This window comes from Litorimonas sp. RW-G-Af-16 (assembly GCF_048319245.1).
GTDB lineage: Bacteria > Pseudomonadota > Alphaproteobacteria > Caulobacterales > Maricaulaceae > Litorimonas.
In genome coordinates, this window is the sequence record NZ_CP166993.1 from 903431 (window position 1) to 925469 (window position 22039).

General features: G+C 53.1%; 25 protein-coding genes and 1 pseudogene. 21 read left to right on the plus strand and 5 right to left on the minus strand.

Annotated elements, in window-relative coordinates:
* Positions 1-35: 35 nt before the first annotated feature.
* The 5 genes from AB8615_RS04485 to AB8615_RS04505 all read left to right on the plus strand — a co-directional run bounded on the left by AB8615_RS04485 (position 36) and on the right by AB8615_RS04505 (position 5013).
* Entirely contained in the window at positions 36-470 is a 435-nt protein-coding gene (locus tag AB8615_RS04485) for a cytochrome c maturation protein CcmE (RefSeq protein WP_409433730.1), read from the plus strand.
* A 266-nt stretch (positions 471-736) separates the two neighbouring features.
* On the plus strand, positions 737-2002 hold the full coding sequence (gene crtY, locus AB8615_RS04490) for a lycopene beta-cyclase CrtY (RefSeq protein WP_418152812.1): 1266 nt from the start codon (positions 737-739) through the stop codon (positions 2000-2002).
* A complete protein-coding gene (locus tag AB8615_RS04495; protein WP_418152814.1) occupies positions 1999-3573 on the plus strand; it encodes a phytoene desaturase in 1575 nt (524 codons plus the stop codon). The genes crtY and AB8615_RS04495 overlap by 4 nt, the downstream gene beginning before the upstream one ends.
* A 9-nt stretch (positions 3574-3582) precedes the next feature.
* Positions 3583-4095, plus strand: a complete 513-nt coding sequence (locus AB8615_RS04500) for a DUF1993 domain-containing protein (protein WP_409433733.1) — start codon at positions 3583-3585, stop codon at positions 4093-4095.
* Between the two features lie 3 nt (positions 4096-4098).
* Positions 4099-5013, plus strand: coding sequence for a phytoene/squalene synthase family protein (locus AB8615_RS04505; RefSeq protein WP_418152815.1), 915 nt, complete (start codon positions 4099-4101; stop codon positions 5011-5013).
* Positions 5014-5131: 118 nt separating this feature from the next.
* On the opposite strand, the gene accC is transcribed toward AB8615_RS04505, so the two are convergent.
* From accC to aroQ, 3 genes are read right to left on the minus strand one after another with little or no spacing between them, the layout of a single operon-like run.
* Entirely contained in the window at positions 5132-6490 is a 1359-nt protein-coding gene (gene accC, locus AB8615_RS04510; protein ID WP_409433735.1) for an acetyl-CoA carboxylase biotin carboxylase subunit, read from the minus strand.
* 3 nt (positions 6491-6493) lie between these two features.
* Positions 6494-6976 carry an acetyl-CoA carboxylase biotin carboxyl carrier protein gene (gene accB, locus AB8615_RS04515; protein WP_418152817.1) on the minus strand — a complete coding sequence of 161 codons (483 nt, stop codon included), beginning with the start codon at positions 6974-6976 and terminating at the stop codon, positions 6494-6496.
* Between the two features lie 30 nt (positions 6977-7006).
* Positions 7007-7447: a type II 3-dehydroquinate dehydratase gene (aroQ, locus tag AB8615_RS04520; protein ID WP_409433737.1), complete on the minus strand. Its 441-nt coding sequence runs from the start codon at positions 7445-7447 to the stop codon at positions 7007-7009.
* Positions 7448-7521: 74 nt separating this feature from the next.
* Here aroQ and thiS point away from each other — a divergent pair, with 74 nt between their 5' ends.
* The 5 genes and pseudogenes from thiS (at position 7522) to AB8615_RS04545 (ending at position 11242) form a co-directional block, all read left to right on the plus strand.
* Positions 7522-7725 (plus strand): sulfur carrier protein ThiS, encoded by a 204-nt coding sequence (thiS, locus tag AB8615_RS04525; RefSeq protein WP_409433738.1) that lies wholly within the window; start codon positions 7522-7524, stop codon positions 7723-7725.
* On the plus strand, positions 7725-8510 hold the full coding sequence (locus tag AB8615_RS04530) for a thiazole synthase (protein ID WP_409433739.1): 786 nt from the start codon (positions 7725-7727) through the stop codon (positions 8508-8510). Before thiS ends, AB8615_RS04530 begins: the two co-directional genes overlap by 1 nt.
* A 16-nt stretch (positions 8511-8526) precedes the next feature.
* On the plus strand, positions 8527-9078 hold the full coding sequence (locus AB8615_RS04535) for a hypothetical protein (protein WP_409433740.1): 552 nt from the start codon (positions 8527-8529) through the stop codon (positions 9076-9078).
* Positions 9079-9157: 79 nt separating this feature from the next.
* Positions 9158-9559 carry a preprotein translocase subunit SecG gene (gene secG / locus AB8615_RS04540; protein ID WP_409433741.1) on the plus strand — a complete coding sequence of 134 codons (402 nt, stop codon included), beginning with the start codon at positions 9158-9160 and terminating at the stop codon, positions 9557-9559.
* A 40-nt stretch (positions 9560-9599) separates the two neighbouring features.
* Positions 9600-11242 (plus strand): annotated as a pseudogene (locus AB8615_RS04545) (CTP synthase).
* A gap of 147 nt (positions 11243-11389) precedes the next feature.
* On the opposite strand, the gene AB8615_RS04550 reads toward AB8615_RS04545, so the two are convergent.
* Both AB8615_RS04550 and erpA read right to left on the minus strand, forming a co-directional pair.
* Positions 11390-12181, minus strand: a complete 792-nt coding sequence (locus AB8615_RS04550; RefSeq protein ID WP_409433743.1) for a DUF7003 family protein — start codon at positions 12179-12181, stop codon at positions 11390-11392.
* 157 nt (positions 12182-12338) lie between these two features.
* Positions 12339-12668: an iron-sulfur cluster insertion protein ErpA gene (gene erpA / locus AB8615_RS04555; RefSeq protein WP_409434130.1), complete on the minus strand. Its 330-nt coding sequence runs from the start codon at positions 12666-12668 to the stop codon at positions 12339-12341.
* Between the two features lie 70 nt (positions 12669-12738).
* On the opposite strand from erpA, the gene AB8615_RS04560 reads away from it, so the two are divergent.
* The 11 genes from AB8615_RS04560 (at position 12739) to secD (ending at position 22032) form a co-directional block, all read left to right on the plus strand.
* A complete protein-coding gene (locus AB8615_RS04560) occupies positions 12739-13929 on the plus strand; it encodes a deoxyguanosinetriphosphate triphosphohydrolase (protein WP_409433744.1) in 1191 nt (396 codons plus the stop codon).
* Positions 13930-14046: 117 nt separating this feature from the next.
* Entirely contained in the window at positions 14047-14805 is a 759-nt protein-coding gene (locus AB8615_RS04565) for an SPOR domain-containing protein (protein ID WP_409433745.1), read from the plus strand.
* Positions 14802-15866: a beta-N-acetylhexosaminidase gene (gene nagZ / locus AB8615_RS04570; protein ID WP_409433746.1), complete on the plus strand. Its 1065-nt coding sequence runs from the start codon at positions 14802-14804 to the stop codon at positions 15864-15866. The genes AB8615_RS04565 and nagZ overlap by 4 nt, the downstream gene beginning before the upstream one ends.
* Complete coding sequence (locus AB8615_RS04575; protein ID WP_409433747.1) at positions 15863-16687, plus strand: segregation and condensation protein A; 825 nt, start codon at positions 15863-15865, stop codon at positions 16685-16687. Before nagZ ends, AB8615_RS04575 begins: the two co-directional genes overlap by 4 nt.
* Entirely contained in the window at positions 16687-17445 is a 759-nt protein-coding gene (scpB, locus tag AB8615_RS04580) for an SMC-Scp complex subunit ScpB (protein WP_418152822.1), read from the plus strand. The genes AB8615_RS04575 and scpB overlap by 1 nt, the downstream gene beginning before the upstream one ends.
* Positions 17446-17505: 60 nt before the next feature.
* Complete coding sequence (locus AB8615_RS04585) at positions 17506-17736, plus strand: twin-arginine translocase TatA/TatE family subunit (RefSeq protein WP_409433749.1); 231 nt, start codon at positions 17506-17508, stop codon at positions 17734-17736.
* A gap of 38 nt (positions 17737-17774) precedes the next feature.
* Positions 17775-18110 (plus strand): Sec-independent protein translocase protein TatB, encoded by a 336-nt coding sequence (tatB, locus tag AB8615_RS04590; RefSeq protein ID WP_418152825.1) that lies wholly within the window; start codon positions 17775-17777, stop codon positions 18108-18110.
* Positions 18107-18928: a twin-arginine translocase subunit TatC gene (tatC, locus tag AB8615_RS04595; RefSeq protein WP_409433751.1), complete on the plus strand. Its 822-nt coding sequence runs from the start codon at positions 18107-18109 to the stop codon at positions 18926-18928. Before tatB ends, tatC begins: the two co-directional genes overlap by 4 nt.
* Positions 18929-19017: 89 nt before the next feature.
* The gene (locus tag AB8615_RS04600; protein WP_409433752.1) at positions 19018-19914 is read left to right on the plus strand and encodes a lytic transglycosylase; all 897 of its coding nucleotides are present in this window, start codon (positions 19018-19020) and stop codon (positions 19912-19914) included.
* Positions 19915-20043: 129 nt separating this feature from the next.
* The gene (yajC, locus tag AB8615_RS04605) at positions 20044-20367 is read left to right on the plus strand and encodes a preprotein translocase subunit YajC (protein ID WP_409433753.1); all 324 of its coding nucleotides are present in this window, start codon (positions 20044-20046) and stop codon (positions 20365-20367) included.
* Between the two features lie 54 nt (positions 20368-20421).
* Positions 20422-22032 (plus strand): protein translocase subunit SecD, encoded by a 1611-nt coding sequence (gene secD, locus AB8615_RS04610; protein WP_418152828.1) that lies wholly within the window; start codon positions 20422-20424, stop codon positions 22030-22032.
* Positions 22033-22039 lie beyond the last annotated feature (7 nt).

A 22039-nucleotide genomic window follows, 5' to 3' on the forward strand; every position in this document is an offset into this window, starting at 1 on the left:
TTTGCGCAGGACATAAACTCAGGTATAAGTCATGTATGGTTATTCAGAAAAAACATAAGCGTATGGCATGGGTTGTTGGCTGTGCGGCGCTGCTCACCTTAGGGGCTTGGATGGTGGTGTCTGCCTTGTCCCAGAACTCGCTCTTCTTCTATAACGCATCAGACGTCGCGGCAGAGGGCTTTACGCCAGAATCAGACATATTCCGTGTCGGCGGCATGGTGGTCGAAGGCTCTGTCGTGAAGTCGAAAGGTGTGACGACCACTTTCCAAATTGCAGACTTTGAGCGCCCCATGGCGCGGCCTCTAACGGTCAGCTATGCGGGCGCTTTACCTGATTTATTTCGCGAAGGAGAAGGCGTCGTCGTCTCTGGTCGCTTGATCACCCCGACCGAAATTCAAGCTAGCGAAGTCCTCGCAAAGCATGACGAGAACTATCAACCTAAAATCACCTATCAGGATGAACGCAGCTAATTCTTTGAAGAAGGGGGGTGGCGAACGTCTAGGCCGATGTGGGGCAACCCGTCCGTTCGCCTGTCCATCGTAAAGATAGGACTTGCCCCTATTCTCACACTTCACTGTGTTTGTGGAGTGTTTCACAGTGATAAATTCGTCCTTAATGTTAGTAAGTTCAGTTATTAATGTTGATTTTTCAATGTATTACAACCCTTACTGGTAAATTTATCAATAAACTTTGAGGGACAGTCATAAATTACAAGAGTTAGGCTGGTGACACGAAAATGCCTATTGCCGATCTCGTCGCGTTTAGTCTGACGCTCTCTGAATTGCATGGTTCGGCAAAACAGGCTAGGCGAGCGACGATGCACGAAAAACCAGCAGATATGATCATTGTCGGGGCAGGGCTGTCGGGCCTGCTGACGGCGTGGCGATGCCTCGATGTGAACCCCGAATTGTGCGTCATGGTGATTGAGGCCAGCGACCACATTGCAGGCGATCATACATGGTCATTCAATCTGACCGATGTGGCGGAAGAGTTGCGCGATTGGATACAACCTTTCATCGCCTATCAATGGGATCGCTATGATGTGAAATTTCCTAAGCGGGAACGGACGCTGGAGATACCCTATTGCACGGGGAATTCCGACACACTGCGAGCCTGTGTTCAGCCACATATAGAGAGTGGCCGCTTGCGGTTAATGTTGAATACGCAAGTTAGCGAGCTAACGTCGGAGTCTGTGACGCTGAAAAATGACGAAGTTTTGGAGGCTGCCTGCGTATTGGACGCGCGGGGGTTTGAGCCGCGGGGTGACGAGATTCCTGGTTGGCAAAAATTTGTGGGTCGCGTGATAAAAACAGAAAAACCGCATGGGCTCCACCATCCTGTTATAATGGACGCGACCGTAGAACAGATCGACGGGTATCGCTTTCTTTATCTCTTGCCGTTTTCTGACACTGAATTATTGGTTGAAGACACTTATTTTTCTGACACGTCCAACCTATCGGAAAACGAGATTTCAGCGCGTATTGACGATTACATAAAAGACAAGGGTTGGAGTGACCACAAAGTCTTGCGCACTGAAAAAGGTGTTCTCCCTATGATGATGGCGACAGATAGAGATGATGATAGCTCTAAGATCGGGCTTGCGGGAGGGTTTGCCGTCGCGGCTACGGGCTTTACTGTTCCGTGTGCAGTTGAGATCGCCAATAAAGTCGCCCAAACGATTAGGTCAGAGGGCATAATCGCATTGAATGTATATGTGCCAAAATTGCGAAGCGAACACATTGCGCGTGAGCGTTACCCGCGCCTGCTAAATCGTATGTTTTTTCGCGCTGCTGAACCCCAAAAACGGTTCATTATATTGCAGCGCTTTTACGGTTTTAAAGAGGGACTCATAAAACGGTTTTATCGCAATGGCCTCACTCGCCGCGACAAAGCGCGCATCTTAATCGGAAAGCCGCCCGTGCCCGTATCAAAAGCACTCTATAATTTCAGCGAAAAAGCCTTTATCAAACGCGAACGCGCAGCACGGAAACAGAATCAATGAACGTCCAACTCGACCCGACCTCTATGAAAAAATCTGGCGAGAAGCCGACAGCCATCGTCATTGGCGCAGGGTTTGGCGGTATTGCGCTCGCTATCCGTTTGCAAACCATGGGCTTTCAAACCACCCTTGTAGACAATCGCGACAAGCCAGGTGGCCGTGCTTATGTCTACGAGGAAGATGGGTATAAATTTGATGGCGGGCTGACGGTGATTACGGATCCGAATTGTTTGCGGGAGCTGTTTGAAATTTCGGGCCGCAACATGGACGACTACGTCACCCTGCTGCCTGTTGATCCGTTTTACCGCCTACAATGGGAAGACGGCGATACGTTTGATTACAATAATGACGACGCATATCTGGAGCAACAAATCCGCGAGCGCAACCCTGACGACGTCGCGGGCTACCACAAGTTCTTGAATTATTCCAAAGAGTTATACCGAGAAGGTTATGAGAAACTTGGCACAACAGCATTTCTCAAAATGCGCCAAATGTTCGCCGCTGCGCCGCAGCTTGTGCGCCTACGGGCGGATCGTTCCGTCTATTCTATGGTCAGCAAGTTCGTTAAAAATGAGCGCGTGCGGCAGCTGCTATCTTTCCAATCGCTACTCGTCGGCGGCAACCCGTTTAAGACCAGTTCAATCTACGCCCTGATTCATGCGCTGGAACGCCGCGACGGTGTTTGGTTTGCTAAGGGCGGCACAGGCGCGCTGGTCCAAGGCTGCATCCAGCTCTTCGAAGATCTTGGCGGCGAGCTGCGGCTCGACACGGAAATCACAGATATTCAAACAGAGGGCGACCGCGTCGTCGGTGTGACCGCTGCCGATGGCTGGTCCGCCACGGCTGACCTGATCAGCTCTAATGCGGACGTCGTCCATACCTATAGCCAACTTCTGCGCAAACATTCGCGAGGACAGAAATACGGCAAAGCGCTGAAACGGAAGTCACATTCCATGTCGCTCTTCGTGATTTATTTCGGCCTGAAGACCGAACATCCAAACCTAAAACATCACATAATCTTGCTGGGTAACCGCTATAAAGACCTGATTGCGGAGATTTTTGGCAAGGGGCGCAAACTGCCTGATGATTTCTCGCTCTATCTCCACGCGCCGTGCGTGACCGATAAGTCCATGGCGCCGAAGGGGTGTAGTTCTTATTACGTGCTATCGCCCGTGCCGCATCTGGGCCATGCAGACGTGGACTGGGACGAAGTTGGCCCGAAATATACGCAGAAGATTTTGGACTATATCGAGACACACGCCATCCCGAACCTGAACCGTGATCTGACCGTCGTTAAAACGCTTACGCCATTCGGTTTCCGCGACGAAATGAACAGCCATTTGGGCAGTGCGTTTTCCGTTGAGCCGATCCTCACGCAATCCGCGTGGTTCCGCCCGCACAATCGCGATGACGTCATCGACAACCTTTATATCACAGGTGCTGGAACTCATCCGGGGGCGGGTGTGCCGGGCGTTGTAGGTGCTGCTAAAGCGACAGCGGGCGTGATCGAGGGTGACTTCGACGGACAGCTCTCTGCCTATAAAGCCGCCTCTGGCTGGCCGTCCAACCAATAGGAAAACACCATGTCTACGCTCTCTATGCATAATGCCGCGCAAGCTTTGCCGCGCTTGCTCGATAATCTCGCGCATATCCTTCGCCGCGCCGAAGCAAACGCAGAGGAGCGAGGGATTGAACCGTCAGTTTTCCTCAATGCCCGCCTTGCGCCCGATATGTGGCCATTAGCGAAACAAGTACAGTCTGTGGCGGAATTTGCTAAATCTGCACCTTACCGCATCGCTGGCCTCGACGCACCGAGTTATGAAGGCAGCCCCGCGAGCTTTGCGGAATGTTATGCCGTTATCGAGCGCGCCAAAGCAGACTTCGCCAAAGTCACGCGCACGCAGTTGGACGGGACAGAAGATCGTGAATTTTCATTCAAAGCTGGTCCGAACGAGATGGAATTCACGGGCATAAGTTACCTCTCTGGCTTCGTGATTCCAAACATGCACTTTCACCTCACGACGGTTTATAACATCCTACGCCTCAATGGCGTGCCGCTCGGCAAGCTCGATTATTTCGGAAAAAGCGCCAGCTAAGTCATGGACGCTGTCACTGCGCATGGTCACGAGAGTATAGCTAAAGGCAGTAAGTCTTTCGCGCTAGCCAGCCGTGTCCTGCCGCCCGCTTTGCGTGACGACGCCTCTATGCTTTATGCTTGGTGCCGTTATTGCGATGATGTGATTGACGGCCAAGATATGGGCCACGGACAGATCGCCGATTACAAGATCGGACAGAGTGAGCGCCTCTCAAAACTTCGCACAGTTACCACAGACGCCTTGGCAGGAAAGCCGACAGACAATCCCGTTTTCGCAGGGCTCGCACGGGTTGTCAAAACGCACAATATTGACCATCGTCACCCCTTCGACCTGCTCAAAGGGTTTGAGATGGATACCGAAGATCGTGTTTACGAAACTGTTGATGATATCCTCGATTATTCCTACCATGTCGCAGGCGTCGTTGGCGTGATGATGGCAAATATCATGGGCGTGCGAGATGCAGCAACGCTAGACCGTGCGAGTGATTTGGGCCTCGCCTTTCAGCTTACGAATATCGCGCGGGACGTGATAGATGACGCCAAGGCGGACCGCGTATTTGTGCCAAAGGATTTGCTGCGCGCTGCGGGAGCGCCGACCCAGGCCGATGCTATGCTCAACCCTGCCGCGTGGCCCGCGCTTCACGCTGCAGCCTGCGCCCAACTCGATATTGCCGAGCAATATTACGCGAGCGCGAAAGTTGGGATCAAAGAGTTAGACTTCCGCTGCGCTTGGGCGATTTCCGCCGCGCTGAAAGTCTATCGCGAAATCGGCCAAAGGCTCCGCGACGCTGGCCCGCAAGGCTGGGAAGGGCGCATAAGTGCGAGTAAAAATCGGAAGATCGTCTTAGCGCTCAGCGCAGTCGGCTCCAGCTACGATGCGGAAGACTGTAGGCGTGACGCCGAGGGCTGGGTTTTATGAGCGGCCTTAGAAAAATCTGGTACGTGCAACCGCATTAGTGTTGCTTTTGTCTATTGCTAAGGCGGAATAAAGATCCTCGGCACAGGCTAAGGATGGCGTAATTGGCGGGCGCAGATAGCTACTCCTGCTTCTCCAGCCATTTCTCCAGCCAGTGGATATTATACTCGCCCGCTTGGAATTCGGGGTCGTCTAGGAGGGCTTCGTGGAGGGGTTTTGTGGTCTCGATGCCTGTGATCACCATCTCGCCAAGCGCGCGGCGGAGGCGCAGGATGGCGCCTTCGCGGGTATTGCCCCACACAATGAGCTTCCCGATCAAGCTGTCGTAATATGGCGGCACAGAATAGCCAGAATATAGCGCGGAATCGAGGCGGGTGTTCATGCCGCCAGGCGCGTGAAAGTCGATCACTTTGCCAGGGCTTGGGGCGAAGGTTTTCGGATTTTCAGCATTGATCCGACACTCAATCGCGTGGCCAGAGAAGCGGATGTCTTCTTGCGTGTAGTTGAGTGGCAGGCCAGCTGCGACCCGAATTTGTTCGCGGACGAGGTCGATGCCTGTGATCTCTTCGGTCACAGGGTGTTCGACTTGCAAACGGGTATTCATTTCGATGAAGAAAAACTCGCCGTTCTCGTAAAGAAATTCGATTGTGCCCGCACCGCGATAGCCAATTTTCTTGACGGCATTGGCGACGATCATTCCGATGTCGTGACGTTCCGCTTCGGTCAGGGTTGGGGACGGGGCTTCTTCGAGGACTTTTTGGTTGCGGCGTTGGAGAGAGCAATCGCGTTCACCAAGGTGGACGACATTGCCGTGCGTATCGGCGAGGACTTGGATTTCGATGTGACGCCCGCCCGTGAGGTAACGCTCGAGGTAAACCGCGCCGTCACCGAAAGCGGCAATCGCTTCTTGTTGTGCAGCAGCCAGAGCGGCTTCGAGCTTGTCAGGCGTTTCGGCAAGACGCATGCCGCGTCCACCGCCACCAGCGGCGGCTTTGACGAGGAGCGGAAAGCCGACTTTCTTGGCGACCTCTTTGGCTTCAGCGAAGCTTTCGACGCCGCCATCCGACCCTGGCACAACGGGGATACCCGCTGCCATAACGGTTTCCTTGGCCGTGATCTTGTCGCCCATAATGCGAATATGTTCAGCCGTTGGTCCGATAAAAGCCATGCCGTGCGCTTCGACGATCTCGGCGAATTTCGCGTTCTCAGACAGGAAGCCATAGCCAGGATGGACCGCGTCTGCATTGGTGATCTCGCACGCGCTGATGATGGCGGGGATATTGAGATAGCTGTCGGTCGCGCTGTTCGGGCCGATACAGACGGACTCGTCGGCAAGGCGCACATGCATGGCGTGACGGTCAGCTTCGGAGTAAACGGCAACCGTCGATATGCCCATTTCTTTGCAGGCGCGGTGAATACGCAGCGCAATTTCGCCGCGATTGGCGATCAGGACTTTCTTGAAAGGGAGCGGTGTTTTCATGATTTAAGCGATGACGAACAGAGCTTCGCCAAATTCGACGGGCTGGGCGTCTTGCACCATAACGGCTTCGACGATTCCTGACTTCGGCGCCGTGATCGGGTTAAAGGTCTTCATGGCTTCGACAAGGATGATTGTGTCGCCTTCTTTCACCTTATCGCCGACTTTGACGAAGGCGTCCGCATCGGGGGAAGGACGAACATAGGCCGTGCCAACCATCGGCGATTTCACAGCGTTGGGATTGTCAGTAGGGGCCGCGCTAGGAGCAGGTGCTGCACTGGTGACAGGAGCGGCAGCAGGAGCGGGTGCCGCAACTGGCGTGGGAGGTGCCGTCATTTGAACCATCTGTCCGCCGCCTTTGGAGACACGGATTTTCAGGTCGCCCTTCTTCATTTCGATTTCGGTTAGGTCAGTATCGTTCAATATATCGGCGAGTTCGCGTATGAGTTTAGTGTCGTTTGTACCGGCGGGTTTCGCTTTGCTCGTCATAATATTCTCTCTGTGTGGCGAGTCGGGAAATTAAGGCTTTAGCAGATTTATCACGGCTTGCAGCCCTAATTGATAAGAATTTGCGCCAAATCCACTAATTGTCCCCATAACAGCTTGTCCGACATAAGATGTCTGGCGAAAACTCTCGCGCTTGGCGGGCTGCGAAAGGTGGATTTCAACAGCCGGAATGTCGAGAGTTTTTAGCGCATCATGGATGGCAACAGAAGTATGCGTGTAAGCGGCGGGGTTGATGATCAGGGCGGAGGCTTTGGCCCGCGCCTCTTGGATCATATCGACTAACTCGCCCTCAATATTACTCTGGCGAAACTCAATCGCGAAGCCCGCCGTTTTCGCTGTTGCCACACATGCAGCTTTTATATCGGCGAGCGTGTCGGCACCGTAGATTTCTGGCTCCCGCGTGCCCAGTAAATTTAAATTCGGGCCATTGAGTATATAAATGGGTTTAGTCATTGAATCCCTCGTTTTGACTATGGTAACGAGCGAGCGAACGGGCGACAAGCCCTGAAATATCATGGATAACGATCTTGAATTTGACCATAAATGGCGAGCAGAAGGCGGGCTTTGAAACGGGCCTTACGATTGCACAACTTATCGAACGGCTAGACCTGCCGCGTGGCAAAATCGCAGTCGAGCTTAATCGTGCTGTGGTGCCAAAATCTCAGCATGGCACGCAACGCCTGGCCGAAGGTGACATTCTGGAAATCATACACTTTATTGGGGGCGGATAATGCCAACGGATAAATTACAGACGGATAAACTAGTTGTAGCAGGACGAGAGTTTTCGTCGCGCCTAATCATCGGGACTGGCAAGTTTAAAGACTATGCCGAGAACGCTGCTGCGCTAGAAGCGTCTGGCGCGGATATGGTCACAGTCGCCGTGCGTCGCGTCAACCTCAGCAATCCCAAAGAGCCCATGCTCGCGGATTTCATTGATCCTAAGTCCACGACTTATCTGCCAAATACGGCGGGATGCTATACTGGCGAAGACGCGATCCGCACACTCCGTTTGGCGCGGGAAGCGGGCGGTTGGGATTTAGTAAAGTTGGAAGTTTTGTCCGATGTACATCTTTATCCTGATATGGCGGAGACGTTGGCGAGCCTGAAATTACTGGTCGCGGACGGGTTTGACGTGATGGTCTATTGCACAGACGACCCCGTCTATTGCCAGAAACTCGAAGATGCAGGGGCGGCAGCGATCATGCCATTGGCCGCGCCTATTGGTTCTGGGTTAGGCCTACTCAACCCGACCAATATCCGCCTCGTGCGCGAAGCGGTCAGCGTCCCTGTTATTGTGGATGCAGGGTTAGGCACGGCGTCAGAAGCGGCTGCTGCGATGGAACTGGGCTGTGACGGGGTGATAGCGAACACGGCGATCGCTGGCGCGCAAGACCCGATCCGCATGGCGCGCGCGTTCAAACATGCTGTCATTGCTGGCCGCCAAGCCTATCTGGCAGGGCGGATTCCACGCAAGCAATATGCCGTGCCGTCTTCGCCCACAACTGGCCTTATTTAAGATTTACGAACAACGAATGATTCGAAATTTTGTATTGCTAACAATCGGTTCTGTTTGGCTGACGGCCTGCGCCTCATCCCCAATGAAGGAGGCGGGACGTATTGTTGATCGGTCGGAAACACTGGCCGTCAAAACGGCAACAGAGAAATCTCAAGCAGAGAATGTTGAGCGCGTGGGGGACACGCAAACGCTGGGCGATGCTGTCCTGACCCCACTATCAGACGTGAATTTGAAAAAACAAGCAATCCCGCCAAAACTCGCCAACATGACCAATCCCTATGCGAGATTTGGTACGGCGCGTTGTGAAGATATTCAGGCAGAGGTCTTAGAATTGAACAACTTATTGGGGCGAGATTTCGATCAAGACGGCTATGACGAAGCGGATATGGAGACATTAGCTTTAAACGCGACGTCATCAGTCGTTGGTGGTCTGATCCCTTTTCGCGGCTTGATCCGATCCGCTACGGGTGCGAATGAGTATGACCGCGAAGTGCAGCGGGCCTATCGCCGAGGGGTCACGCGCCGGGCGTTTTTGAAAGGCGTTGCTGTGCAAAAGGGGTGTAATTAAGCTCCGCCCCTTGAATTTCGCCCTAGTCAGGGCGACATGGTTCGTCTAAAGACCGCGCGAATTCAAACAAGAGACCGACATGTCAACAGTCCTGCTCATCATCCAACTTATCATCAGCATCATCCTGACTGGGCTGATCCTTATCCAACGCTCCGAAGGCGGTGCGCTAGGAATTGGCGGCGGTGGCGGCGGAGGCGGAGGTGGCTTTATGTCTGGCCGTAGCGCAACCACGTCCGTTGCCCGCATGACAGGCATCCTCGGCGCGATCTTTATCCTTAATTGCCTCGCCCTTTCCGTAGTTTTCAACATCGAAAACAAAGATAGCTCGCTTTTTGACGATACAAATGAGGTTGCCCCCTTGACGCAACCCGTCGAGTCGCAAGATACAACACTCCCGTTAGCTGGTGAAACTTTGACAACGGAAACTCCGATAGAAGAAGCCTCGCCAGAGGTCGCAGAAGAGCCAAAACTAGACGAATAAGCGTCTCGTTCGGCCCGCGATAGATATTGGAACGGGCCACATGGCACAGACTCAACCGCGCTATATTTTTATCACAGGGGGGTGGTGTCCTCTCTTGGGAAGGGCTTGGCCTCGGCAGCTCTTGGCGCATTATTGCAAGCCCGCGGGTATAAAGTCCGCCTGCGAAAGCTCGACCCGTATCTGAACGTCGACCCCGGTATGATGAGCCCGTATCAGCACGGTGAAGTCTACGTCACCGATGACGGCGCAGAAACCGATCTGGACCTCGGTCACTATGAGCGCTTTACGGGCGTATCTGCCGCGCAGTCTGATAACATCACAACGGGCCGCATCTATTCTGATATTATTACGAAGGAACGGCGCGGCGATTACCTTGGTGCAACTGTGCAGGTCATCCCCCACGTCACGAATGAGATCAAAAACTTTGTTCTGTCTGATGCAGGTGAGGGAGTGGATTTCGTCCTCTGCGAAGTTGGCGGCACGGTGGGCGATATTGAAGGCTTGCCGTTTTTCGAAGCGCTGCGACAGCTCGGTCAAGAGCTGGAACGCGACCAAACATGCTTCCTCCATGTGACGCTGCTGCCTTATATCAAAGCTGCGGGCGAGATGAAGACAAAGCCGACCCAGCATAGTGTGAAAGAATTGCGCTCCATCGGTATTCAGCCCGACATACTCCTTTGCCGCGCAGACCGCGCTGTCAGCGAAGGGGACCGTCGCAAGATCGCGCGTTTTTGTAATGTCCGCGAGAGTGCCGTGATCCAAGGGCTAGACGCCGCGTCGATCTATGATGTGCCGCTGGCCTATCATGCCGAAGGTCTAGACCGCGAAGTCCTCGCGCATTTCCGCATTGACGACTACGCCGAGGCTGACCTGTCCCGCTGGGAGGGGATTTCCGAAGCGCTGCGCAACCCAGATGGCGAGGTTAATATCGCCGTGGTCGGGAAATATACCGTTCTGCCAGACGCCTATAAATCCATCACCGAAGCGCTCGTCCACGGCGGGATTGCCAATCAGGTGAAAGTTAAAATCAAGTGGCTGGAAGCGGAAGAGTTCGAGAACGCGGATGCAGCCGAAGTCCTCAAAGGCATGCACGGTATCCTTGTCCCTGGCGGGTTTGGTGAGCGCGGCACGGAAGGGAAAATCAAAGCGGTTGAGTTCGCTCGCACGCGAGAATTGCCCTATTTCGGCATCTGCCTCGGTATGCAAATGGCGGTGATCGAAGCTGCCCGCAATCTCGCTGGCATGGACGCGGCCAGTTCTTCTGAATTTGGCGAGAGCGGCCAGAACGTCGTCGGCCTGATGACCGAATGGACGAAGGGCAATGAGCGGCTGGAGCGCACGAAAGACACAGACCTCGGCGGCACGATGCGTCTCGGCGCTTATCCCGCGACGCTGACCAAAGGCTCGCTGGTCGCGGAACAATACGGCACGACAGAGATCACCGAACGCCACCGCCACCGCTATGAGGTCAACGTCGATTACAAAGATCAACTCGAAGCCGCAGGCCTCACATTCTCTGGCATGTCCCCCGACGGCGTCCTGCCCGAAATCGTCGAGATCAAAAACCACCCCTGGTTCATCGGCGTGCAATACCATCCCGAACTAAAAAGCCGCCCGTTCGAGCCGCACCCGCTGTTTAAAGGGTTCGTGGGAGCCGCGAAGACGCAAAGCCGGTTGGTTTAGGGAGGCTGGCTGGGACGTCCGCATTGGGGGCGGGGGGGGACATTGGGTCAGTGTCTTAAGTCGCCCAAAGAAGGACGCTTACGGGTTTCGAAATTTCTACAAAAGCGGATTTAGAGGCTTACTCTTATCAACTTGGTTCCTCAACATTTAGAGTGTCCCACCGTCTGGCCAATTTGACCAATGGGTATTGCCTTCACTCGGCTGGGTGTATTGATTAGGGTCGCCGGTAAGTAATACTTTTTGCAGTTGCTGAAAGCTCTCTAACTGGCTTGGTAACTCCTCGATTGCCAAATCAGGATGATGCCAGTCATCCAATGTCAATATAGGAAATAAACTATCCGGCACATTAAATCGCTTTTCGGCGTCGGTTCCAAGAATGGAATCCCGATAATTTTCAGCAAGGAATCGACAGAGCTCAAATGTAAGCGGGCGGTCCTCTTCAAGAACAATTGACGCGGCCGCATAGTCAGCCTTTGTCGGTAAAGGTATTTCCAGACCCCGTAATCTTAACTTTCCTACATCCTTGACATGTTCACAGTCTTCGTCATCCATCCAGTCATCGTTTTCGATTGGACTAAAAGTTTTATATTCATTCAGAGGATTGTTTGAGAGATAATTTTCGAAGGCTTCTTGGGTCACATAATTTTTTGCATTAGGGCGATTAATTAGTTTTGAGGCATATGTTTGAATTGTTAAGCTAGGAAATCCAGCTCTTGGAGAAAAACCAAAAGTTTCGATGACAAGAGCCCAGTCACCATTGCCATGAAAGACCGTTAGTCTTGCTGCCGCAAGATACTGGTAGCCATTGTCCAACATTGGGAAAGTAAATGCTCTGGCACAATTATCCAACACTTCAAGCACAGGTCCACCGTGAAGAATCCTTGGCGGTATTGCTGAATTAATTGCCGATGATTTTCTTTTGAAAAATTTAAAGATCATTGCCCAACTTTAGCAGGAAAAAATGGTTTGTCTAAATTCTCTATTCTCCTGTGTCCGCTTGCTCAAATCAAGGCCAAAAACGAGCGGCTTAAAATCGCCCAAAAGTAAGCCGCTGGCCAACGTCCCCTTTGGGGATTATGCCGACCTTATTATTCTACTAGATAGAAAAACTCGTCCCGCAGCCGCAATTCGCTGTCGCATTCGGGTTCACGATTTTGAAGGCTGAGCCGATGAGTTCTTGCGTGTAGTCGATCTCTGACCCTGTCAAAAATTCGAGGCTCATTTCATCGATGACGACGCGGGCACCGTCTCTTTCGATCAGGAGGTCGTCGTCATTGGCCGCGTCGGCAAAATCGAACTTATAGCTAAAGCCAGAGCAGCCGCCGCCTTCGACTGCCACGCGGAGGAGTTTGTCGATGCCTTGCTTGGCCATGATCGTATTGATCTGACGGGCCGCATTGGCGGAGAGTGTAACGGGTGTAGCCATTGTATCCATAATGGTTATATAGGGCGCAAATCATCCCAGCGAAAGCCCCAACCCTGAAAGCCTTCTATCTGTGACAGTTTTTCCCGCTCACCGCCGCCGCGCTGCCTATGCGTCTGATCCAGAAAATTGCCGAGGCCGCGCGATTTCGCAGCCCAGCAGTTCTGAACGTAGCCCGTTTCAGCGGGACAAAGACCGCATCATTCACTCATCCGCCTTTCGCCGCCTAAAAGGCAAGACACAAGTGTTTGTGGCGCATGAGGGTGATTATTACCGCACGCGCCTGACGCATAGTTTGGAAGTCAGCCAGATCGCGCGGTCGATTGCGCGCGTGCTGGGACTGGACGAGGACTTGGCGGAGTGTCTCGCGCTAGCGCACGATATGGGCCATCCACCTTTTGGTCATTCTGGCGAGGACGCGCTGGCCGACTGTATGAAGCCCTATGGCGGCTTTGATCACAACGCGCAGACCTTGCGAATTGTTACGGAGCTAGAGGGACGTTACGCCGAATTTGACGGGTTAAACCTGACTTGGGAAACGCTGGAAGGCATTGCCAAACATAACGGGCCTTTGGTGATCAAGCCATCCGATGTTGATAATTTGCCGTGGGCGCTAAAGGCCATACCGAATTGGGAGGGCTTGGAGTTGGACACATTTGCGGGGCCAGAAGCGCAGGTCGCAGCGCTGGCCGACGATATCGCCTATAATAATCACGACATTGATGACGGCTTACAATCGGGGCTGTTCACGATTGACGATGTGGCCGAAGTGCCGCTGGTCGGGCGAGCCTTTGCGGATGTGCGTAAGCGCTATCCCGATATAAGCCGCTCGCGCTTGATCCACGAAGCGGTGCGGGATTTGATCGGGTATATGGTGGCCGATGTGCTGGCGGAAACGCGCGAGCGTTTGGCGGCGGAAGACCCGAAGAGCGCGGCCGATATACGCGCGCTATCCCGTCCTATTTGTGATTTCTCAGAGAGTTTCCGCCAAGAGGAGGCTCCGCTGCGGTCATTTTTGTATGACAATATGTATCGTCATTACAAAGTGAACCGTATGATGGGGCAGGCGAGGCGCGTGGTGTCGGAGCTATTTGAACTGTTCATTGCGGACCCAGATATTTTGCCGACAGAGCTACGCGTTCGCTGCAACGGGCCGCACACGCCAGAGACTGCGCGGATTATCTGTGACCATATTGCAGGGATGACGGATAGTTTCGCAATCAGCGAGCATCGGAAATTGTTTACAGTTGCAGGTTATCTGTAAGTTTTGATTAACCTTTCCGCGCGACCCTTCTAAAAGACAAAAAATCGCCTAAGCTACGCTTTTCGATTAGATTGCTGTCAAAGGCATGTGATTCGGATTGCGGCTGAAAGAGGAATTATGGCCAATAACGACACAGAATTTTCACCTGATATGCAGGGCGGTGACGAAGCCCTGACGCCCTTTGATGTGCGCGATAGCTCAGGCCGACAAGGCTTGGTCAAACTGCTAGTCGGGTTTGGAATTTTGCTAGTGGCGGCGCTCGTTGTTTTAAAACTCTACCAACCCGGCGTTCGCGACCGGAGCGACCCGCCTCGGATCACGGCGGAGAACACGCCGTTTAAAGTTGTTCCCGAAGATGCGGGCGGGGCACAGACCCCCGATCAAGACAAGGCTGTATTTGACGTCATGGACGGCAAAGCCCCTGATGACACCGTGATAACTGCGCCGGTTCCCGAAATGCCGATCAAAATTCCAGAGACGGCGAAGGTCACCGCGCCTAAACCGACTGTAACTGCGCCGCAACCGATAGAAGCGCCAGTGCCAAAGACACCAGCGGCCAAGGCGCCGACTTACACGCCGCCTGCACCAAAACCAACAGCATCTGCGAATGTGGCGACGGGTAATTCTGAATATGTGGTGCAGATCGCGTCTGTCCGTTCGGAAAATGACGCAGGCAAAATGTGGACGGAGGTTCGACGCAAATATCCCAATATCGTGACAGATGCGTTTTACGCCGATGTACGCCGCGTCGACCTTGCCGAGAAAGGCGTTTACTACCGCACGCGCCTCGCGGGTCTTGCAGACAAACAAGCGGCAACAGACATGTGCAATGCGCTTAAAGCAGTTGGGCAGGCCTGCTTCGTGACGAAAAAGTGAGCGAACTCGCAGTCATTTTAGGCACGTCTGGGCCAAAGCTGACTGCGGCAGAATCCGTCTTTTTTCGGGATGCCAATCCTTGGGGTTTCATCCTTTTTGGCCGCAATATCGAAACGCCCGCACAGGTGAGGCGTCTTTGTGCAGATTTGCGCGAGGCGGTTGGGCGCGACTGTTTGATATTTATTGACCAAGAGGGAGGACGCGTGCGCCGCCTGCGACCGCCACATTGGCGCGATTATCCTGCGGCATCAAAATTTGCGACCCTGCCGACCAATGACCCTGCGAAGCGTCGCCGTGCGGCCTATCTATCCTACCGCCTGATCGCTGATGATTTAAGGCAGTTAGGGATTACCGCAGATTGCGCACCCGTATTGGACTTGCCACAAAAGGGCGCTGACCCGATCATCTCTGACCGCGCATTTGATACACATGTCGCGGGTATCGTCGAAATGGCGCATGCCTGCATGGCGGGGCTCATGGCGGGCGGCGTTGTGCCAGTGGTAAAGCATATACCAGGGCATGGCCGCGCGACCGTTGACAGCCACAAGGCATTGCCCATTATCGAAAACAGCCTCCACGTTCTCAATGCGTCTGACTTTCTGCCTTTTCGCTGGCTCAATGATGCACCCATGGCGATGACGGCTCATGCGGTCTATTCCAAGAGTTCACGGCAAGCCGTAACGATTTCGCCAAGGGCAATGACGGATTTAGTGCGCGGAAAAATAGGCTATGACGGCTTGGTGATGAGTGATGATTTGAATATGAAGGCGCTTTCGGGTGGGCTGACCCGCCTGACGGAGCGGACACTAGGGGCGGGCTGCGATATTGCGCTGCAATGTTCTGGGAAAATGGCAGATATGGTGAAAGTGGTGAAAGGTGCGAAAGCGTTAAAAGGCAAAGCCCTGATGCGCGCACGGATCGCTGAAAACTGCGTAGACCACATCACTGACTTTGACCGCGAATCCGCTAATGCTGAATTTGATGCGCTGATGAATTTGAGCAGTGATAGCTTTGTCACCAATCTGCCTGACCCGACTGAAACTTGGGCGACTACAACGTGACAGATGATTTCCAAGAAGACCTGAAGTTTGCAGCTGCTGATGATGCGGCAGATGAGGGCGAAGGCCTGATCCTTGATATTGACGGCTATGAAGGCCCGCTGCATTTGTTGTTAGAGCTTGCGCGGAAACAAAAAGTTGATCTGGCGCGGCTGTCAATTCTTGACCTCGCTAACCAATTCATAGCTTTCATCAAAAACGCTCAGGACTTGCGGATTGAGTTAGCGGCTGACTATCTCGTGATGGCTGCATGGCTGGCTTACCTGAAATCGCGTTTGATCTTGCCCCGCGATAGCGATGGTGAGTTGATGCCCGAGGCCGAAGAATTAGCCGCACATTTGGCGTTCCGACTCGAGCGTTTAGAGGCAATGCGACGCGCCGTTGATGGGCTCTACCGCCTACCGCAGACGGGGCAAGAGATATTTGCGCGCGGCGCGCCCGAAGGTCTTCGGTCCCGCACATCACCGATTTTTGAAGCGGAATTATTTGATTTGCTGAGCGCCTACGGCACGTCCCGGTCTCGTCAATCTATCCGCGCGCACAAACTGCCCAAGCCGCGCGTGATGAGCCTGGAAGATGCGCGCAATCGTTTGCGCCGCGCCCTTCTGCAAACAGGCATGGATATTTCAGATTGGACGGCGCTAGATGGTTTGCTGCCAGACGGAACTGAGATTGGCGCGGACGGTGTGCCGCAAGCCTCTGTGCGGGCAAGTTCGCTCCTCGCAGGGCTAGAGCTAGCCAAAGAGGGCGAAATTGAGCTGCGTCAGACGGGGGCTTATACGCCGATCTATCTGCGCGGGGCCAAAAAGGATGAGGGACCATAATGTCAAATACGACTTCCAAACGCATTGATAAAGCCACGGCTGGTATAGAAGAGGGCGTTGTGAATATCGCCGACCGTTTGAAGCAAAAAGGCGATGGCGGCGATGTGGATCACGATTTGCGACACGTAGAAGCGCTCTTATTTGCTGCGGTCGAGCCGATTGATGTGCAGACCTTACGAGACCGTTTGCCAGAAACGGCTGACGTCGGATCACTGTTGGCACGGCTGCAGCGGGACTATGCGGGGCGAGGGGTCAACCTCGTTCGTGTGGCGGACAAATGGCGGTTCCAGACAGCGCCTGACCTCGAAGCGAACTTGATTGATATAAAAGAAACGCCGCGAAAGCTATCTAACGCCGCACTCGAAACGCTCGCGATTGTGGCTTACCACCAACCTGTCACCCGTGCGGAAATCGAAGATGTGCGCGGTGTCGCGGTCAGCAAGGGCACGTTGGATGTTCTGATGGAACTGGGCTGGTTACGTTTGCGCGGACGTCGGCGTATTCCAGGTCGTCCCGTGACATATGGCACGACGGACGGTTTTTTGGCGCATTTTAATCTGGAGACGATTTCAGACCTACCAGGACGCGAGGACTTAAAAGCCGCCGGCTTGCTCGATCCGCGCTTGCCCAAGGACTTTGAGATGCCAGAGCCAATGATGGCAGATGATCTGGATATGGATGAAGACCCGCTGGAAGATGACGAAGATGGCCCCGACTTCTTCGAAGACTTCTTAAACGACGGTGAGGAAGACGCTTAATTGGCTTGAACCTGTGGCCAGTGCGGCTTATGTAGGCAAGATCGTATAAAGGATTTTGTTATGGGCGGTATGCACCCTCTCGGTTGGTTACTCATTGGCGTTCTCGCGATCGTCGTCTTTGGCGGGCGTGGTCGTATTTCCAACATTATGGGCGATGTCGGCAAGGGTATTACGAGTTTTCGTAAAGGCCTCAAAGACGCGACGGATGACAGCGAAGCTGAAACCAAAGACCCCGCAGATGATGCGCTAGATGTTTCGCCCAAAAATAAGACAAAAGATAAAACCAAATAGCGGTCTTTTTCACCCCTGACGGACATAGGACGTCGTAAATGTTACCTTCCGTTGGCTTCGCAGAAATGGTCGTCTTGATGTTGCTGGCGATTATTGTCGTCGATCCCAAGGACTTGCCAAAATTAATGCGCACTCTGGGGCAGTGGATGGGGAAAATCCGTGCCATGGGTCAGGAATTCAAAGACGCCTTTAATGATATGGACGCGGAGGGCGAAATCGCCGAGATGCGCCGCGAAATTCAAGAATTGAAAAAGCTCTCGCCTTTATCGGAAGATTTCGATGAAGACCTTGCCAATGAAATGCGTGGACTGGATAGTGATATTCGCGAGGCAACAGATATGTCATCCCCGCGAAAGCCAGATACTTCGTCATGACAGAGATGCCGCGATTAGAATCTGACGAAGTTGAGGCGAGCAAAGCCCCGCTTATGGAGCATTTGCTGGAACTGCGCTCGCGTTTGATCAAATGTGTGCTGGCAGTCATTTTGGGCTGCTTGATTTGTATCCCGTTCCTGGACGAAATTATTTCTCTGCTGATGTGGCCGTTCCAAGTCGCGATTGAGCGCTATAATGCGGATATGGTCGCGGTGGGGCGTGATGCCATCGACCTAGAGTTAATCTCGACCTATCCGCTTGAGACCTTTTTTGTGAAGCTCAAGATCGCACTGTTTGGCGGGATTGTGTTGGGGTTTCCTGTGCTGAGCTACCAAGTCTACCGCTTTGTTGCGCCGGGGCTTTATAAGAATGAAAAGCGGGCGTTTTTACCCTATCTCCTTGTATCGCCATTGCTTTTTGTGGCGGGGGCATCGCTCGTATTCTTTTTTATCTTCCCGTTCGTGATGCAATTCGCACTCGGGCAGCAGATGATAACTGAGGACCAAAGCATCGAATTGCTGACGAAAATCGCGGACTATCTCAAACTTGCCACGACCTTGTTTCTGGCATTCGGCTTATCATTCCAACTGCCTGTCATTCTCAGTTTATTAGGGCGGGCAGGGATTATTCGCGCGGACACACTCAAGAAAGGTCGTAAATATGCGCTCTTTGGTATTGCCGTCTTTGCGGCCTTCGTCACGCCGCCCGATCCGTTCTCGCAATTCATCCTAATCGCCGCGATTTACTTGCTATATGAAGTGTCGATCATCAGCGTTTCCGTTTTGCAAAAAGAGAAGCCCAAGCCCGAGGTCGCTTAAATCTACCATGATAAATCGCCAGAGCTTTAGCGATTGATTAACCACAAACCTTCACCATGGGGCAAAATTAATCATGGGAAGGGTTCGCCATGCGTTCAGCCATTTTACTCTCTGCGACTATGCTTGTCGCCATCGCCGGATCAGCGTCAGCGCAAACTGCTGCAGATGATGACCGTTTCAAGCCGCGCGTCTACGGCAGCCTCGGCGTCACGCCAGCCTATCAAGGCGGCACGGTTGAGCTTTATCAGCCAGAGTCTGAAACTGACACATCAACTGTCACGCGCGTCGTCGAGCCAGTGGAACCAAGCGTCACGACGCTCATTAACGCGCCCGTGACTTACACAGAGACAGGCGTCGTCAAAGCGCAGCATTTCAAGCAAGGCGATTTGTCCGAGACAGAATACCAAGCGCTCCTCAATGAAGCTGACCGTGTTCGTGCATATCAAGGCACGTCTGCGACAACAGCGTCTTCGACAATCTCGCCTGCTTACGAAATTCAACTTTATGAAACAGCTCCGACGACAACAACTGTAACCGAGCCTGTGCAGTCAGCTGCAATTTCAACAGCACATTCGGTGGCTAAAGGCGACACGCTTTATAATATTTCAAAGCGCTACGGCACAACGGTTGCGGCTTTGCAGGACGCGAACGGTCTGTCTGGCACAGCGATCAGCTTGGGGCAGACCCTGACAATTCCTGGTAATGCTATTCCACAACAAAGTCTGAATACGACAATGGCGCAGCCTATTTTCGCCAGTGCGCCTGTGCAGCAGGGTTACGTAACGCGCCGCGTGGTGCAGCCTGTCTCAACATCGCCCAACAGTTCCGTTTATGCAGTGTTGAAAAAAGATACACTTTATTCAATCTCGCGCCGCACATGCGTGAGTGTTGGCGATTTGATCAGCACGAACAGCCTTTCAAATCCTAATGCTTTGACGCCTGGGCAACGTCTGACACTGCCATCGGGCCATTGCCTGACGAAGTAGTCTACGGAGAGTTCATTCCTGTGTAATCGTGCATTAGGCCATTGAATTATCATCGAAGCGCCCTATATACATCCCTAATTCAAGGCCGCTTTCGGGCGGCCTATTTCCTAGATAACGGAGCAGGGGATCATGCCAAGTTCACTAATTATGCAAGCCGCACCAGCGGGTGGAGCCGCCAGCGCTTTGGGCGGTATTTTGCCGTTCGTTCTGATCGGTTTGATCTTTTATTTCCTGCTAATTCGTCCGCAAAATCAGCGCCTCAAAAAGCACCGTCAGCTGCTATCTGAAATCACACGCGGCGATACAATCGTCACCAATGGCGGCTTGATTGGCAAAGTCAAAAAAGTCGCTGACGACGAATTGACGGTGACGTTTGGCGATAACGACATGAAAGTCGTGCGCACAATGATCGCGGATGTTCGCAATAAAACAGCGGCCAACGACACCAAATAGCCCCCATAAATCGCGGGCCAATTTGTCCGCAGTCACTCGCGGAAAACCTACGCCATGCTTATTTTCTCTCGTTGGAAAGTCACCCTAATCCTCGGCACTGTCTTGCTAGGATTATTGTTCGCATTGCCAAACGCATTGCCGGCCAGTGTGCGGGATAACTTGCCAGCGCCGATGCAGCGTACCATCAACCTTGGCCTAGACTTACAAGGCGGGGCGCACATGCTCCTCGAAGTCGATCTGTCGAGCGTATTGACGCAAGCACTTGAAAATGAACGACAAACTATCTTGGAAGAGTTCCGCGATGCGGGCCGTCTGCGGACGGAATTTGTGCGGATAGAGGATGATGCCGTTGTCGGTCGCGTTAGGGACGAAGCGGATATGGATCGCGCCATGACGCTGCTACGCTCCCTCGCTCGCCCGATTGACCCAACTAGCCTGTCGCAAGATAAGACGATTACGGTGGAGCAGGTCGGCGATAAAGGCTTTCAAGTCAACGTGACGGACGCCAATATCGAATTCATCCGTAAGCGGACGATTGCGCAATCCATCAACGTCCTCCGTAAACGGATTGACCCGCAAGGCACAACAGAAATGACACTCGCGCCTGAAGGTGATGAGCGTATTTTGTTGCAAGTGCCAGGCGCCAAAGACATTGACGAAATTAAAGACCGCATCAATAAAACGGCCAATTTATCATTTAACATGGTGCGCCAAGAAAGCACAAATGCAGCCGCCATGGCAGCCGCTAGCGAGGGCCGCTTGCCTCCGGGTGCAGCTTACTTTCCGTCAAAAGATGGTAGCCCGCTGATCGTTGATAAACGCACCAAGATCACTGGGGAATGTTTGAAATCCTCGTCTGAGGGGATTCACCCCACGGCTAACTATCCCATTGTGAATTTCAGCTTTAACGTCCGCTGTGCCAAAGAATTTGGTGATCTGACATCAAAGAATTTAGGCAAACGCTTTGCCGTTGTTCTGGATGGTGAGATTATTACGGTCCCCCGCATCAATGGCGCGATCACGGGCGGCTCGGGCTTTATCGAGGGTAGCTTCACAAATGAAAGCGCGCGCGAATTGGCGCTCCTGCTGAACGCGGGTGCATTGCCAGCGAAATTGATCATTGTTGAAGAGCGGACCGTGTCAGCGGAACTTGGGAACGACTCGATTACGGCAGGTAAAGTCGCGTCGATGATTGGCCTTATTGGTGTCGCGATCTTTATGTGGCTGTCCTACGGGTTACGGTTCGGCACGATTGCAAATTTAGCACTGGCGACGAACATTATTCTGATTGCCGGATCGCTAACACTGATGGGCGCGACGCTGACGCTGCCAGGGATTGCAGGTATCATTCTGACGATTGGTATGGCGGTGGACGCCAATGTTTTGATTTTTGAGCGTATTCGGGAGGAGACCTATCTTGGTCGTCCACCTGTCAACGCGATTGAAACAGGCTACCGTCGCTCGCTTGCGCCGATTTTAGATGCCAATATTACAACGCTGATCGCGGCGATTACGCTCTACTTTGTCGGCTCTGGCCCCATCAGAGGTTTTGCCGTGACGCTGGCCATTGGGATCGTCATGTCAGTATTTACAGCCGTAATCGTGGCGCGTCTGATGACTGCGACATGGCTTCGCGGGTCTCGCCCCAAAACGCTGCCGATTTAGGATTAGG

What these genes read in the sequence shown, in the direction of transcription:
- tatB (WP_418152825.1), top strand. Translation starts at nt 17,775, where the DNA reads ATGTTACCTTCCGTTGGCTTCGCAGAAATGGTCGTCTTGATGTTGCTG.
- AB8615_RS04485 (WP_409433730.1), top strand. Translation starts at nt 36, where the DNA reads ATGGTTATTCAGAAAAAACATAAGCGTATGGCATGGGTTGTTGGCTGT.
- AB8615_RS04535 (WP_409433740.1), top strand. Translation starts at nt 8,527, where the DNA reads ATGATTCGAAATTTTGTATTGCTAACAATCGGTTCTGTTTGGCTGACG.
- secD (WP_418152828.1), top strand. Translation starts at nt 20,422, where the DNA reads ATGCTTATTTTCTCTCGTTGGAAAGTCACCCTAATCCTCGGCACTGTC.
- scpB (WP_418152822.1), top strand. Translation starts at nt 16,687, where the DNA reads ATGTCAAATACGACTTCCAAACGCATTGATAAAGCCACGGCTGGTATA.
- AB8615_RS04565 (WP_409433745.1), top strand. Translation starts at nt 14,047, where the DNA reads ATGGCCAATAACGACACAGAATTTTCACCTGATATGCAGGGCGGTGAC.
- AB8615_RS04530 (WP_409433739.1), top strand. Translation starts at nt 7,725, where the DNA reads ATGCCAACGGATAAATTACAGACGGATAAACTAGTTGTAGCAGGACGA.
- erpA (WP_409434130.1), bottom strand. Translation starts at nt 12,668, where the DNA reads ATGGCTACACCCGTTACACTCTCCGCCAATGCGGCCCGTCAGATCAAT.
- AB8615_RS04585 (WP_409433749.1), top strand. Translation starts at nt 17,506, where the DNA reads ATGGGCGGTATGCACCCTCTCGGTTGGTTACTCATTGGCGTTCTCGCG.
- AB8615_RS04500 (WP_409433733.1), top strand. Translation starts at nt 3,583, where the DNA reads ATGTCTACGCTCTCTATGCATAATGCCGCGCAAGCTTTGCCGCGCTTG.
- accC (WP_409433735.1), bottom strand. Translation starts at nt 6,490, where the DNA reads ATGAAAACACCGCTCCCTTTCAAGAAAGTCCTGATCGCCAATCGCGGC.
- crtY (WP_418152812.1), top strand. Translation starts at nt 737, where the DNA reads ATGCCTATTGCCGATCTCGTCGCGTTTAGTCTGACGCTCTCTGAATTG.
- aroQ (WP_409433737.1), bottom strand. Translation starts at nt 7,447, where the DNA reads ATGACTAAACCCATTTATATACTCAATGGCCCGAATTTAAATTTACTG.
- AB8615_RS04495 (WP_418152814.1), top strand. Translation starts at nt 1,999, where the DNA reads ATGAACGTCCAACTCGACCCGACCTCTATGAAAAAATCTGGCGAGAAG.
- secG (WP_409433741.1), top strand. Translation starts at nt 9,158, where the DNA reads ATGTCAACAGTCCTGCTCATCATCCAACTTATCATCAGCATCATCCTG.
- yajC (WP_409433753.1), top strand. Translation starts at nt 20,044, where the DNA reads ATGCCAAGTTCACTAATTATGCAAGCCGCACCAGCGGGTGGAGCCGCC.
- tatC (WP_409433751.1), top strand. Translation starts at nt 18,107, where the DNA reads ATGACAGAGATGCCGCGATTAGAATCTGACGAAGTTGAGGCGAGCAAA.
- AB8615_RS04505 (WP_418152815.1), top strand. Translation starts at nt 4,099, where the DNA reads ATGGACGCTGTCACTGCGCATGGTCACGAGAGTATAGCTAAAGGCAGT.
- AB8615_RS04550 (WP_409433743.1), bottom strand. Translation starts at nt 12,181, where the DNA reads ATGATCTTTAAATTTTTCAAAAGAAAATCATCGGCAATTAATTCAGCA.
- AB8615_RS04600 (WP_409433752.1), top strand. Translation starts at nt 19,018, where the DNA reads ATGCGTTCAGCCATTTTACTCTCTGCGACTATGCTTGTCGCCATCGCC.
- accB (WP_418152817.1), bottom strand. Translation starts at nt 6,976, where the DNA reads ATGACGAGCAAAGCGAAACCCGCCGGTACAAACGACACTAAACTCATA.